Source organism: Bradyrhizobium sp. Mp19, from assembly GCF_029952935.1.
In the GTDB taxonomy this organism is placed as follows: domain Bacteria; phylum Pseudomonadota; class Alphaproteobacteria; order Rhizobiales; family Xanthobacteraceae; genus Bradyrhizobium; species Bradyrhizobium elkanii.
Genome location: NZ_JASAUT010000007.1, coordinates 1 through 14,558, shown reverse-complemented (window position 1 = coordinate 14,558; position 14,558 = coordinate 1). Strand labels below are relative to the sequence as shown.

The following is a 14,558-nucleotide window of genomic DNA, read 5'->3' as shown; positions in this document are numbered from 1 at the left end:
GCAGCATCATCCCCTCAGCAGCGCCTCGATCTCCGCGCGCCGCGGCATTGCGGGCGCGGTGCCCGGCCGGGTCACCGAGATTCCCGCCGTGGCCGAACCGAAGCGCGCAGCCTCGAGCGGATCGACGCCGTCGGCGAGCGCCGCCGCGAAGCCGCCGACGAAGGCATCGCCCGCGCCGGTGGTTTCGACGACTTTGCCGGCCGCGAAGGGCGGCACGTGCAGCGAGCGATCCCGCGCATGGAATAACGCGCCGCGCTCGCCGAGGGTGATCAGCGCCGTCCCGGCGCCTTTGGCCAACAGGGCGTCGCCGGCGCGGCGAGCACCGGCGAGGTCGCCCACCGCGATGCCTGTGAGCGCTTCGGCCTCGGTCTCGTTGGGAACGACATAATCGCACAGCGCAAACAGGCCATCGTCGAATTGGATCGCCGGCGCCGGATTGAACACCGTGATGCTGCCGGCGGCGCGCGCGATCTCGAGCCCGCGCCGCGCCGCATCGACGGGCTGCTCGAGCTGCGTCACGAACACGCTGGAGTCGCGGATCGCATCCGCCACCGCGTCGACATCGGTCGGACCGATACCACCCGCTGCACCCGGCACCACGATGATGGCGTTGTCGCCGCGCGTCTCGTGGACATAGATGAACGCCGCGCCGGTCGGCGCTTCCGCCGTCCTGGCCACGCGCGGCCGGATTCCCTCTGCCTCCCAGGTCTTGATCGCAAGCTCGCCGAAGGCGTCGCTGCCGATCCGCGAGATGAAGCTCACGCCGGCGCCGGCCCGCGCGGCCGCGACAGCCTGGTTGGATCCCTTGCCGCCGGGCCCCATCGCGAATCCCGAACCGGCGATGGTCTCGCCGATCGCCGGCATGTTGCCGGCGCGGAACGCGAGGTCTACGACGAAGACGCCGAGGACGGCGACGCCACTCTTGTTCATCTTGTCACTCCCCGTCCGGCCCGATCACGCCCTTGCTGAACAGGAAGCAGCCGTAGAAGCGCCGCTCGCCCGTCGCGATCACGCAATAGGCCGTCTTGGCCTTCTCGTAGAAAGCGTGGCGCTCGACGCCGACCAGCGGCCAGGACCGTCCCTCCGCGCGATCGATCGCGGCCTGCACCTCGCGCTGCACGGGGGGCACTTCCTGAGTCTGGCCGACGATCTCCATGCGGATCGCGGCATCGTCGACAAACGTATCGAGCGGCATCACCGAAAGAACGGCTTCGACCGCCTGGGCGGCACTCACATTGTCGATGCGCAGCAGCCTGCCGAGCACGCTCTGGCGCGCGATCGAGTCGGCCGGAAAATTGGTGTCGCACATCACCAGGCGATCACCGTGTCCCATCGCCCGCAGGGCATAGAGCACGTCGGCATTGAGCAGTGGATTGATGCCCTTGAGCATGTTGCGTCCCTCCCTCGTCTTCAAATTCGCCGGACTCTGACGGTCCGAACCCCCAATCGATATCACCGCAAGGTGACGTCGCTAGTCACCGTACGGAATCCAGATGTTCTTCACCTGCACCGCGTGGCGGAGCAGGATCGGGCCCTCGCTCGCGGCCTTGTCGTACCAGTCGAGCGCGCGGCCATGATCGACCAGCGTGCGCTTGAGATTGCCGATCGAGTGCCGCTCGGCCGTCACCGAGGCGTCCTGCGATCCGAACGCCCAGAGCGCGTCGACATCGTCGTGCTCGGCAAGCACCTTGACCAATTCGCTGTGATCGCCGGTGACGATGTTGACCACACCGCCCGGCACGTCCGAGGTCTCCAGCACCTGATAGAAATCGGTCGCGGCGAGCGGATGCCGCTCGCTGGGCACGGCGACGACCCGGTTGCCCATCGCAATCAGCGGCGCCACCAGACTGATGAAGGCGAGCAGCGGCGCCTCGTCCGGACAGGCGACACCGACCACGCCGATCGGCTCATGCATCGCGAGCGCCACGCCGCGCAGCGGCGGCGCGTGGATGGATCCTTCGAATTTGTCGGCCCAGGCGCCATAGCTGAACAGCCGCTCGATGCTCGCATCGACTTCCGTGCGCGCCTTCGCAGCCGACACACCGGTCATGTCGGCGATGCGCAGGGCGAACTCGTCGCCGCGCGCGGAGAGATTCTCGGCAAGGTAATAGAGGATCTGGGCGCGATTATGCGCCGTCGCCCGCGCCCAGGATTCGGCGGAGCGCGCCGCGGCCACCGCATTGCGGATATCCTTGCGATTGCCCTCGCCTGCCTCGCCCAGGCGCCGGCCCTTCGGCGACAGCACCGGACGCGAATAATTGCCGTCCGGGCGCACCTGCTTGCCGCCGACGAACAGTTTTGCCGTTCGATCGATCGGCGGCACATCGAATCCGGCACTGGCGCCGGAAGCCGTCGGCAGCGGCGATGCCTTGGCCCGCGCCTTGCGCCCGCTCCAGGCCTTCGGCTTGAGATACTCATACATGCCTTCACGGCCGCCCTCGCGGCCGAAGCCGGACTCGCGATAGCCGCCGAAGCCGACGCTGGCGTCGAACAGATTGGTGGCGTTGACCCAGACCACGCCGGCCAAGAGCTTCGGCGCGATATCGAGCGCCAGACCGATCGTCTCGCTCCACACGCTGGCGGCAAGGCCGTAGCGCGTGTTGTTGGCGAGCATCACGGCCTCGTCGGGGGTGCGAAACGTCATCGCCACCAGGACAGGGCCGAAGATCTCTTCGGTCGCAACCGTCGAGGACGGATGCACGTTCCAGAGCAAGGTCGGCGGATAGAAACATCCTTCCGCCGGGATCGCACCGGACGCCTGATATTTCTCGGCGCCTTCCTTCACCCCGGTCTCGACCAGCGACTTGATCCGTTCGAGTTGCACCGGCGCGACCACCGCGCCCATGTCGATCGCCTTGTCGAGCGGCATGCCGACGCGAAGCGTCTCCATGCGACGGATCAGGCGCCTGCGGAAAGTATCCGCGATCCCCTCCTGCAGCAGCAGTCGCGAGCCGGCGCAGCAGACCTGCCCCTGGTTGAACCAGATGGCATCGACTACGCCTTCCACCGCGCCATCGATGTCGGCATCGTCGAACACGATGAATGGTGACTTGCCGCCGAGCTCGAGCGTCAGCGATTTGCCGGTGCCCGCGGTCGACTGGCGGATCAGCCGCCCGACCTCGGTCGAGCCGGTGAACGCGATCTTGTCGACGCCGGGACTTTCGACCAGCAGCGCGCCGGTGGCACCGTCGCCGGTCACGACGTTCAACACGCCCGGCGGCAGGCCGGCTTCGGCCGAAAGCTCGGCGAACAGCAGCGCGGTGAGCGAGGTGAACTCCGCCGGCTTCAACACCACCGTATTGCCCGCGGCCAGCGCCGGCGCGATCTTCCACGCCAGCATCAGCAGCGGAAAATTCCACGGAATGATCTGTCCGATCACGCCAACCGGCACCTGATCGGCAAATTCGCGCTCCTGCAACTGCGCCCAGCCGGCATGATAAATGAAATGGCGCGCGGCAAGCGGCACGTCGAGATCGCGGGTTTCCCGGATCGGCTTGCCGTTGTCGATCGCCTCCAGCACGGCGAACAGCCGGGCGTGACGCTGCAGCATGCGCGCCAATGCATAGAGATGACGCGCACGGCCGTGACCGCCGAGCTTGGCCCAGGCTGTCTGCGCGGTGCGCGCGGCGCCAACCGCCACCTCGACATCGGCGGCGGCACCCTGCGCGATGCGCGCCAGCGTCTTGCCGGTGGCGGGCTCGGTCGTCGTGAGGTGTTTGCCGGCATGCGGCGCCGTGAACTCGCCGGCAATGAAATGCCCGAACGTGGCGCCATGCCGCGCCAGCCAGGCGCGTGCCTCGCCGTCCGCCTCCGGCGCGGGGCCGTACTCCATGGTCTCGAAATAGTTTGCGACGCTCATCGCTGGAGTCTCATCCCACGGGGTGGCGATTGAAGGCCGAATAGTGGCCGGTCACGTGATGCTCGAGCTGCCGCTCGATATCGGCGAGCAGGCTGGAGGCGCCGATGCGGAACAGGTCTGGCTCGAGCCAGTCGCGTCCCAGTTCCTCCTTCATCAGGAACTGATAGTTGAGCACGTCCTTTGCCGTCGAGATTCCGCCGGCCGGCTTGAAGCCGATCTGGTAGCCGGTGCGCTCCTGATAGACGCGGATCATCCGCAGCATCGCGAGCGTCACCGGCAGCGTCGCGTTGACGCCTTCCTTGCCGGTGGAGGTCTTGATGAAGTCGGCGCCGGCCATCATGCAGACCATCGACGCCTTGGCGACGTTGCGCAGCGTCTTGAGATCGCCGGTGGCCAGGATCGTCTTCAGATGCGCGTCGCCGCAGGCGGCGCGGAAATCCCGCACTTCGGCGTAAAGCGCCCGCCAATCGCCGGTCAGCACATGCTCGCGCGTGATGACGATGTCGATCTCCTCCGCGCCGTCGCGGACCGACGCCTCGATCTCCTTCAGCTTCAGATCGTGCGGCACGAGACCTGCGGGAAATCCGGTCGAGACCGCAGCGACCGGGATGCCCGATCCGTCGAGCGCTTCGACGGCCGTCGCCACGAACCGATGGTAGACACAGACCGCGCCGGTATGCAGCTCGCGGCCGGCAAAGCCGAGCCGCTCGAGAACGTCGCCGCGCACCGGCGCTTTGGCCTTGGCGCAGAGGCGCTTCACCCGTTCGGTCGTATCGTCGCCATTGAGCGTCGTCAGGTCGATGCAGGTGATCGCCTTGAGAAGCCACGCTGCCTGCGCGTCCTTCTTGACCGTGCGCCGGCCCGGCAAGCTTGCAACGCGACGTTCGGCGGCCGACAGATTGATCCTGATCCCGTCGACCCAATCCATCTCGAGCGCGCGACCACTGTTGCGCGGGAGCTGATGCCCGCCGCCCGGGGAAGGCGGCTGCGCGGCCAATGGGGATGAACTCTGTATGAAGACGCTCTGCGTCATGGAGGCGCCGTGCGGTCCTAGCGAATCGACGAGATCGCCAGATAGACTGAATGTGTCGATCGCAACATGTGATCCTCCCTTGACCTTGCCGCGGGGTTTACCGACCGCCTGAGGACGACATCGTCCCCGACCTTCGATCAGCCCGTCAGACTGGATGTTATTATTGTAACAAATCGACGTTGATAAACTCACAACATTGTAAGATCATTGTCAATCGGATAAGCAAGCCCGGCGATTAAAATGGCTGAAACATCGAACGCACGACCAAGCGAGACGCGCGTGCAGCGCCTGCAGAGGCTGCGCCGCGCCGTCGAATCGAGCGGCACACTGCATCTGAAGGACGCCGCCGAGCTTCTCAAGGTTTCCGAAATGACGGTCCGGCGCGATCTCGCCGGGCCCGACGCCGCGCTGGCGCTGCTCGGCGGCTACGTCGTCAATGCGGCGTCGCCGACCGGGATCAAGTACGCGTTCGAGCAGGAGATCGATCAGCACACCCAGGACAAGCGCCTCGCCTGCCGGTCTGCCGCGGCCTCGATCAAGGAAGGCGATACGATCTTCATCGATTGCGGCACGACGATGCAGTCGCTGGCGGACTGCCTGCCAGAGGACCTGCCGCTTTCGGTGATCTGCTATTCGATGAACGTGGCGTCGATCGTGACGCGACGGCCGGCCACGCAGGTGATGCTGATGGGCGGCCTCTACCATCCGTCGTCGCAGTCCTTTGCGTCGGACGACGGCCTGTCCTATCTGCGGCGGCTCGGCATCAATAAGGCCTTCATCTCCGCGGGCGGCGTGCACTGGACCCGCGGCGCGAGCTGCTCGAATTTTCACGAGGTCGCCGTCAAGCAGGCCGTCATCGAGACCGCGATGGAGAGCATCCTGGTGATCGACGCGAGCAAGCTCGGCAGTCTCAAGTCGGCATTCTTCTCCGATATCGGCGCGTTCTCGCGGATCATTGTCGGCGGCACGGCGTCAGCGGACATGCGCAAGCACTTCCGCAGCCTCCCCGTCGAATATGTGACCAGCGCAACCTGATCCGAGCGGGGGCTGGCACGCCCGGATCAGGCTGCTCACGATACGCGGGCTCGCGGGACCACGCATCGAACTCCCGCCTGCTTAGTTGCAGGCAGGCTTCGCCTTGTTGCAGGCGTCGGTCAGCTCCGGTGGCGGCTCCTTCTTGAACACCGTCTTGTAGGACTCCAGCACGTTGGACTGCGTCACCGGCAGCGACTGCACGCCGATCCAGCCCGGCGTTTCCTTGCCGAGCAGCGCGTTCATCATGGCCATCGCTTCGGCGACACCCTGGTCATAGGGGCGCTGCGATCCGGTCGCCTTCAAGGGACCACCCTTGGCGATCTCGATCGCCGATTGCAGGCCGAGGTCGACGGTGGTGACCGGAATGTCGATGCCCTGCGCGCGCATCGAGCTCAGCGTATCGAGCGCCGGCTGATCCCAGACCGCGAACAGGCCCTTGATATCCGGATTGCCGGTGAGGAAGTCGCCCGCGATCTGCGACACCTTCGGCGGGTCGGTGAAGTCGACCTGCTTCATCTTGATGTCGGGACGGTTCTTCTGCATCCACTCGCGGACACCCTTGGTGCGCTCGTTGGTGCTGAAATAGTCGACGCCGAAATTGACCAGACCGATGGTGCCGCCCTGCGGCATGCAGGAGGCCAGGATCTGGGCCGCGATCTGGCCGTTGCCCTGGCTATCCGCCGAGATCATGGACGCATATTCCTCGGGATGCTTCAGTCCGGTCGGGATGCTGTCCATCAGCACGAGCTTGATGCCGGCCTTGGCGATCTTCTTGTAGGTCGGCGCGGTCGCGGTGAAATCGACCGGGATCGAGATGATGCCGTCAGGATGCTGCTGGATGGTGTTCTCGATATCGGCGATCTGCTTGTCGACCTGATATTCGGCGGACGCGACGCCGGTGACGGTCACGCCATACTTCTTCAGCGTATCGGTGATGCCCTGGATCTGCAGTTGCGCCCAGTCGAGATTGACGGTCTGCATGGAGATGCCGACCTTGAAATGCTTCTCCTTGATCTTGGCGGCGTCGGCGTCCGACAGCGCCAGCACCTCGGGCGAGGCGGCCTTCTCGCCATGCGGCCCCTGACCGACGATCGATTTCGGTCCAAGCGTCGCGAGATCGACGCCCTTGACGCAGGTTGCAGGCACTTCGGCGCGGGCCGAGGGGGCGATCGAAATGGCCGTCGCCGCGATCAGCGCGGTCAGCGGCAGGGTTTGTCGCAAGATTGGCTTCATTGTTTCCTCCCGTTTTTGGTCGCCGATTGACCGGAGGCCGGCGACCTTGCCCCTACCCTTGCAACGCCTGACCGTGCGGCCATGCGCTGCGCCATCGTGCTCTAGCGTTTCGTGAAGGCGACCGCGGCCACGATGATCGCTCCCTTGATGACGAGCTGCAGCGGCGAGCTGACGCCGAGCAGCACGAGGCCGTTGTTGAGTGTGCCGATGATGAGGCTGCCGAACAGCGTCCCCAGGATGTAGCCGCGCCCGCCGAACAGGCTGCAACCACCGAGGATCACGGCGGCGATGACGTCGAGCTCCATGCCCTGCACGACGTCGGGCCGCGCGGCGTGCGAGCGCGCGGACAGCACCAGCGCCGCAAGCCCGGCCAGCGCGCCGGTCAGCACAAAGGCCGCGGTCGTCACCCATTTGGTGTTGATGCCGGAATACAGCGCCGCGGTCGGATTGCCGCCGACCGCATAGATGCGGCGGCCGAACACGTTGTAGTGCAGCAGCAGGATGCCGACGATCATCGCCACCAGCGTCCAGGCGATCGGAACGGGTATGCCCAGGAACGAGCCTTCGCCAAAGATCGCGAAATAGGTCTCGTTGGTGATGATCACCGGCTTGGTATTGGTCACCATCATCGCCAAACCGCGCGCCATGCTCAGTGAGCCGAGCGTCACCAGGAACGACGGGATCGAGAGCTGCGTGGTCAGGATGCCGTTGAGCAGCCCGACCAGCGCGCCGGTGCCGAGCCCGGCGGCAGCGCCGACGATCCAGCTGTTGTTGAGCTGGCTCATGGCGAGCGCCGCGGCCATGCCCGACAGCGCCAATGTCGATGCGACCGACAGATCGATCTGGCGCGCGATGATCACAAAGGTCATACCGACCGCGATGATCGAGACCAGCGTGGTCTGGCGTCCGATGTTCAGGAAATTGTCGACCGACAGGAACCAGGGCGAGGACAGGCTGAACACGACCAGCAGCACCAGAAAGGCGATGTACAGCATGTAGGGCCGCTCGCCCCGCAGCAGATTCTGCAGCAACTTGCGGCGACGATCGGATCGGGTCGACGAGGCGACGAGATTGGGCGCGGTCAGTTCGGTCATGCTTGCAATACGCCTTGTTCGGAAGCCTGGTAGATCTGCAGCAGATGATGGACCTCTTCGGCATCATCGATCTCCCCGCGCACCAGCGTTCGCGCCACGCGTCCATCGACGATCACGGAGATGCGGTCGCAGAGTTCGATCAGTTCGACGAGGTCCGACGAGACCACCAGGACGCCGGTGCCGTCGCGGGCGGCATTGCGGATCACGCCGTAGATCTCCTCGCGCGCGCCGACGTCGACGCCGACCGTCGGCTCGTCCAGCAGCAGCAGGCGCGGCCGCGGATCATTCCATTTTCCGAACACGACCTTCTGCTGGTTGCCGCCGGACAATGTCCTGACCAGGCTTGAGGCGCCTTGCGCCTTCACCGACAGCCTCGCCACCGCAGCGTCGGCACGCCGGGCGGCGGCGCGCTGCTGCACGAAGCCCCAGCGCGAGAAATGCGGAATCCGCGGCAAGGTGATGTTGCGCTCGATCGAATGATCCAGCACCAGGCCCTGCATGTGCCGGTCTTCCGGCACCAGCGCAACGCCATGGTCGATCGCATCGGCCGCGCCGTTCGGCAGCCACGGCCGGCCCTCGATCGCCAGTGTGCCGCCCTCGACCGGCCGAAGGCCGAAGATGGTCTCCAGGACCTCGGTGCGCCCGCTGCCGATCAATCCGGCAAGGCCGTGGATCTCACCCTTCATCACGGACAATTCGACGGCCGACAGGCGGTCGTTGGACACGCCCGACAGCGACAGAACCGGCGACGGATCGAATGAACGCGCGGCCGCAGGCTCGGCGCGCGACACCGCGGGCGCCAATCGATCGGAGCCGATGATGGCGTTCACCAGCCGCTTCATGTCGGTCTCGGCGGTGACGAACGTGCCGGCATTGGCGCCGTCGCGGAGCACCGTGACACGCTGCGAGATCTCGAACACCTCGTTGAGCCGATGCGTCACATAGATCACGCCGACGCCGCGGCGCGTCGCCTTGCCGATCGCGTCGAACAGGATACGAACTTCATCCGAAGTCAGGGACGACGTCGGTTCATCGAGGATCAACAGGCGCACCTCGCCCATCAGTGCCTTGGCGATCTCGGTCATCTGGCGGTAGGCGAACGGCAGCGAGCCGACCGTCGCCTTGGTATCGAGGGGAATGCCGAGCTCGCTCAGGAACGCCTCGGCCCTCGCCATCAGTTCGCGCTTGCGGACAAAGCCGAACCGCGTACGCGGCTCGCGGCCGAGCAACAGGTTGTCGGCGACGCTCAGCGACTCGACGAGACTGAGGTCCTGATAGACGACGGCGATGCCCGCCTCCCGCGATCTAGCCGGACTGTCGAACGTCGCTGGTTTGCCGGCGATCTCGATCGCGCCGCTGTCGGCCGCATGGACGCCACTGAGGATCTTGATCAGCGTGGACTTGCCGGCCCCGTTCTCGCCGAGCAGCGCGTGCACCTCGCCGGCTCGGACCTCGAGGTTGACGTCGCGCAACGCCCGCACGCCGCCGAAGCGCTTGTTGATGCCACCGACCATCAACAGCGCCGTCGACGGCCGAGGCTCGGCTGCGATCGAACCGGACAATTCCAAATTTTCCTCCCGTCGCCCGCGCGAGGCGCTGGTACGATGGTGACATGTTGTTATTTTTGCAACTTATTGTGTTATAATTCTATCACATCGGCCGACCTGTCAATGGGAGATCGCGCCGGCGGGCGCTCGAATTGGAGGCGGCGGCGATCGGATCCTGCACCGCCATACGTGCTGCCGGCCTCCGCCAGGCACGATGGAGCCGGAAGGTTGTGTTACGCTGCAATCACTCTCTTCATCAAAGCCAACGCCGGTGAACCACGATGAAACTGAGTGCTGCGATTGCCGTCGCCCTGATCTCCTCTTGCCTGCCTGCAACAGCGCAGCAAGGCGGTGCCGACCTCTACGCGCAACGCTGCGCGCAATGTCACGACAGCAGCAATACGGGTGTTCGCGCGCCGAGCCGCGCCGCGCTGCAATCCAGATCGTTCGACGAGGTGCTTGGTGCGATCACCACGGGCCCGATGGCGTCCTTCGCGCAGGGACTGAGCAGCGACGAGCGCGCCGCGATCGCCTCACTCATCACCGGAAAGGCCGCTTCGCATGCGGCGGCCGAGAATGCAGGCCAATGCACGCAGAACGAGACCGGCTTTCCGCAGCCGATCGACGGGCCGCGGTGGAACGGTTGGGGCGCGGATATCAACAACAGCCGGTTTCAGCCGACGGCCATGGCCGGCCTCGCGCAAGACCAGATCCCGCGACTGCGTCTGAAATGGGCGTTCGGGTTTCCCGAGACGTCCAACGCCAACGCGCAGCCGGCTGTCGTCGGCGGCTTGCTGTTCGTCGGTGGCGGCGACCGCAAGCTCCACGCCCTCGACGCCAAAAGCGGCTGCACGCGCTGGGCGTTTCCGACCGAGGCGCCGGTGCGGACGGCCATCAGCTTTGCCCCGCTGGACAACGGCCAGCCTGCCATCTTCTTTGGCGATGTGCGTGCCAACATCTACGCCCTGAATGCCGCGACCGGCAAGCTGATCTGGAAGAGCAAGGTCGACGATCATGTGGCCGCCCGGATTACCGGTGCGCCGGTGTTCTATTCCGGCGTCGTTTATGTCGGCGTTTCATCGATCGAGGAGGCCATCGGGTCTCGTCCCACCTACCAGTGCTGTACGTTTCGCGGCAGCGTCGTTGCGCTGAAGGCCGAGACCGGCGCACAGATCTGGAAGGCCTACACGATCCCTGAGGCACCACATCCGACACGGGCGAACGCGATCGGGACCCAGCTGTTCGGTCCGGCCGGCGCGTCGGTCTGGTCCGCGCCGACGATCGATGTGCAGCGCCAGGCGCTCTATGTCGCGACCTCGAACAGCTATGCCGATCCGGCAACCGACACCAGCGATGCCATCCTCGCGTTCGATCTCACGACCGGCCGAATGCTGTGGCATCAGCAAGCCACGCCGAAGGACAGTTTCGTCGTTGCGTGTTTCGGCACCGATCAGAGCAATTGTCCGGAAGACCGCGGCCCCGACCATGACTTCGGTCAATCGCCGATCCTGGTGAGCCTGCGTGATGGACAGCGCGTGCTGGTGATCGGCCAGAAATCCGGCGTGGTCCACGCGCTCGATCCCGATCATGAGGGCAAGATCCTGTGGCAGACGCGGATCGGCAAGGGGGGCGCGTTGGGCGGGACCGAGTGGGGCTCCGCCGCCGACCAGGACCGAATCTATGTCGCCAATTCGGACGTACGATTTCTAAGGGACGGCACGCGACGTCTGAATTCAAGCGAAGGTGGCGGCCTGTTCGGGCTCGATCTTGCGACCGGAAGGATCGCGATGCAGGTGGCGCCGGTGGCCTGTGGCGACCGCCCCCAGTGTAGCCCCGCGCTCTCCGCGGCGGTCACCGCCATTCCCGGCGTCGTGTTCTCGGGCGGCGTGAGCGGCTTCCTGCGCGCCTACGCGACCGATGACGCACGGCTGCTCTGGGAAATCGACACCGCCCGCGACTACACCACGGTCAACGGCGTTGCGGCCCATGGCGGCGCAATGGACGGACCCGGCCCTGTCGTCGTCGACGGCATGCTGTACGTCAATTCCGGCTACGCGCAATGGAGCGGGCTGCCCGGCAATGTTCTGCTGGCCTTTGAAGTCGGCAACCCCTGACAGGTATTTGCGCCGGCAAGCTGAGCACTACTCGCGGCGGGCTATTCGTGCTTTGATGCCGGACAGGATCAGTCGAGAGGTCCGAAGGGAGACCGTGTGGTGATTGGTGACGTGCTACGCAACATCACGTCAGGGGCCGTTACCCTCGCGCGCTCCAATGGTCCCGAATCGCCGATAGGAGGGACCGGCGTCCCGAAATCGACCGACATGGCAGCCGCGCTTCAAATCGATGCGCATGTCGTTGCGCACGAAAAACACAGAAACTATAAGTGCTTGAAAGAATGGTCGGAGTGGCAGGATTCGAACCTGCGACCCCTGCGTCCCGAACGTAAGTAGCAAACGAAAACATCAACGAAAACAATGAAGTCTGTTCGCAATTGACCACCCTTATCGCCGTTTGTTCACGGCGTTTCGGTGGTCAATCGGTGGTTGGCCTCGATGCGTTAACGTTCAGTGCAAGCGCTAAGCTACTAATTGGTCGGGGTCGAGCCGCTCGGCGTCGGGGGTTCGAGTCAGGGGAGCGTTACCGCCTTTCCCCACACCAACCAAACCTACGATACATCATCCAATCCTTCGCATAGGGCAGTTCATGAGCCCGTGTGGCGAGCACAGATTTATCCCAACAAAGCGGAACGTTGAAAGACCTTCGCCTGTAGGTCAGGCGAAATCGACCTCTGTCGCGGAATATCGAAAGCCCGTATTCGGTGCCGGCATCGTGCCGTAGGCGCGTGGTGCCCCTCGTCTGCTTCCTTCCGACCACCTCCGGCCAATTTCTCAACTTGACCTACCAGATCGCGCCAGACCTCTCGTTGTCGCGTTTCCCGAACAATACGTGGGTTTATGGTGCGCCCTCCGTATCCCTCCAGCGGCGACCGCCTTGTGTAGTTTGAGAGGCGGCCCGAGGATTTGACCTTAAGTCTAGCAGACCGTGTGAAAAGTCCCTGAGGCGGATTCCAATGACAGGGCCGTTGCGTTAGAATCGCGCATGGCACACATTTCTGGCTCGGATCGCTCGCAGCTGCTGCTTTTGCCCGAGGCGATCGACGATTACGTCGACGTCGAGAATCCGGTCCGCTTTATTGATGCCTTTGTCGATGGGCTTGATCTCAAGAGTTTAGGCTTTGCGCGGGTGGAGGCGAAGGTCATAGGACGACCGGGTTACGATCCGGGTGACCTGCTGAAGCTTTATATTTACGGCTATCTCAATCGTGTTCGTTCGAGCCGACGGCTGGAAGCCGAATGCCATCGGAACATGGAAGTAATTTGGTTGCTACGAACTCTCAAGCCGGATTTTAAGACCATCGCTGATTTCAGGAGCGACAACCGTGCCGCGTTCAAATCGGTTTTCCGCGAGTTCACGGTCTTATGCCGACGTCTCGATCTCTTCGGGCGAGAGCTCCTAGCGATAGATGGCACGCGCATCAAGGCCGTAAACAACAAGGATAGGAACTTTACGAAGGCATCACTAGATAAATTCATCGCCGCCGCCGACAAGAAGCTTGATGACTATCTAGCACGGCTCGACACAGACGATGAGATCGAGCACGCGATGGCGGGGGCGCGCACTAGGAATCTTGCTGAGAAGATCGAGGCCCTCAAGAGAAAGCGCGCGGAATATGCAGCTTATTTGAAGATCCTGGAGAGGAGCGGCGATGATCAAGTATCGATGACCGATCCTGACAGCCGCGCCATGGCTGCGCATACCAAAGTGGGCGTCGGTTACAATGTTCAGATCGCGGTGGATGCAAAGAACAAGATGATCGTCGAACAGGCGGTATCAAACGATGTCCTGGACATGGGTCTTTTGCAACGAACCGCCGAGCCCGCGCGAGCTATACTTGATGTCGAAAAAATCAACGTCGTTACCGACAAAGGCTATTACAAGATAGAGGACATTGAGGCGTGCGAGCAGGCAGCTCTGACGCCCTATATGCCGCGGCCGCAGCGAGGGGCGGCAGTGAAGAATGGATTCTTTCGCAAGGACGAGTTCCGCTACGATAGTGTGAGCGACACCTACATCTGTCCGGCCGGGCAGACGCTGAAACGGATACGTGAAAGCCGACTGCGCGAACTGAAGAAGATCGAATACGGAAATCCAAAGGCGTGCCGCGCGTGTCCCCTGCGCTCACGCTGTACGAGGGATATTCGCCACATCTCGCGTCTTGACAATGAAGGCGTACTCGACCGCATGGCGGAGCGTGTGTCGGAGAACCCAGAAATCCTTAACCGGCGCCGCGAAATCGTCGAACATCCTTTCGGTACGATCAAGCAGTGGATGAACCAGGGCGCCTTCCTTATGCGCGGGCTCGAACACGTGCGCGCCGAGTTCAGCTTAACGGCGCTCGTCTACAATCTCCGAAGAGCGCTCAACATCCTTGGCACGAAAGCACTTCTGGCAGCCGTGCGCGCGTGAAATTCGGGCGACAGCACGAAAAATGCGGCTTCATGCAGTCCTCCTGAACGGTAAGGACAGCGTTTGTCGGTCAGATCATCAAATATTTGCTGAAGCGAGCGCAAGCCAATACGGGTCGGAAATACCTCGGACTTCTCACACGGTCTGCTAGCATTAAGGTCACGTCGGGAATGCAGGTCAATGTGTTGGGCGCCGAGCGTCGGCGGCGATGGAGTTACGACGAGAAGGTC

10 protein-coding genes are annotated in these 14,558 nt (G+C 63.9%); 3 read left to right on the top strand and 7 right to left on the bottom strand.

Features of this window, described 5'->3' with window-relative positions; translation table 11 throughout:
- Nucleotides 1-6: 6 nt before the first annotated feature.
- The 4 genes from QJT82_RS11095 to deoC all read right to left on the bottom strand — a co-directional run bounded on the left by QJT82_RS11095 (nt 7) and on the right by deoC (nt 4,892).
- Nucleotides 7-930 carry a ribokinase gene (locus QJT82_RS11095; protein WP_028339624.1) on the bottom strand — a complete coding sequence of 308 codons (924 nt, stop codon included), beginning with the start codon at nt 928-930 and terminating at the stop codon, nt 7-9.
- A gap of 4 nt (nt 931-934) precedes the next feature.
- A complete protein-coding gene (locus QJT82_RS11090) occupies nt 935-1,390 on the bottom strand; it encodes an RbsD/FucU family protein (protein ID WP_028339625.1) in 456 nt (151 codons plus the stop codon).
- Nucleotides 1,391-1,471: 81 nt separating this feature from the next.
- On the bottom strand, nt 1,472-3,859 hold the full coding sequence (locus QJT82_RS11085; RefSeq protein WP_028339626.1) for an aldehyde dehydrogenase family protein: 2,388 nt from the start codon (nt 3,857-3,859) through the stop codon (nt 1,472-1,474).
- Nucleotides 3,860-3,869: 10 nt separating this feature from the next.
- Nucleotides 3,870-4,892, bottom strand: a complete 1,023-nt coding sequence (gene deoC / locus QJT82_RS11080; RefSeq protein WP_035631126.1) for a deoxyribose-phosphate aldolase — start codon at nt 4,890-4,892, stop codon at nt 3,870-3,872.
- A 240-nt stretch (nt 4,893-5,132) separates the two neighbouring features.
- Between deoC and QJT82_RS11075 the strand changes: the two genes are divergently transcribed.
- Nucleotides 5,133-5,927, top strand: coding sequence for a DeoR/GlpR family DNA-binding transcription regulator (locus QJT82_RS11075; protein ID WP_028339628.1), 795 nt, complete (start codon nt 5,133-5,135; stop codon nt 5,925-5,927).
- Nucleotides 5,928-6,008: 81 nt separating this feature from the next.
- On the opposite strand, the gene QJT82_RS11070 is transcribed toward QJT82_RS11075, so the two are convergent.
- The 3 genes from QJT82_RS11070 to QJT82_RS11060 form a co-directional block, all read right to left on the bottom strand.
- Nucleotides 6,009-7,160, bottom strand: coding sequence for a substrate-binding domain-containing protein (locus QJT82_RS11070; RefSeq protein WP_028339629.1), 1,152 nt, complete (start codon nt 7,158-7,160; stop codon nt 6,009-6,011).
- 101 nt (nt 7,161-7,261) lie between these two features.
- Entirely contained in the window at nt 7,262-8,254 is a 993-nt protein-coding gene (locus QJT82_RS11065; protein ID WP_028339630.1) for an ABC transporter permease, read from the bottom strand.
- A complete protein-coding gene (locus QJT82_RS11060; RefSeq protein ID WP_155258387.1) occupies nt 8,251-9,822 on the bottom strand; it encodes a sugar ABC transporter ATP-binding protein in 1,572 nt (523 codons plus the stop codon). The genes QJT82_RS11065 and QJT82_RS11060 overlap by 4 nt, the downstream gene beginning before the upstream one ends.
- Before the next feature lie 260 nt (nt 9,823-10,082).
- On the opposite strand from QJT82_RS11060, the gene QJT82_RS11055 reads away from it, so the two are divergent.
- Both QJT82_RS11055 and QJT82_RS11050 read left to right on the top strand, forming a co-directional pair.
- A complete protein-coding gene (locus tag QJT82_RS11055) occupies nt 10,083-11,915 on the top strand; it encodes a PQQ-binding-like beta-propeller repeat protein (protein ID WP_028339632.1) in 1,833 nt (610 codons plus the stop codon).
- A gap of 985 nt (nt 11,916-12,900) precedes the next feature.
- Nucleotides 12,901-14,328, top strand: coding sequence for an IS1182 family transposase (locus QJT82_RS11050; protein WP_028339633.1), 1,428 nt, complete (start codon nt 12,901-12,903; stop codon nt 14,326-14,328).
- Nucleotides 14,329-14,558: the final 230 nt, after the last annotated feature.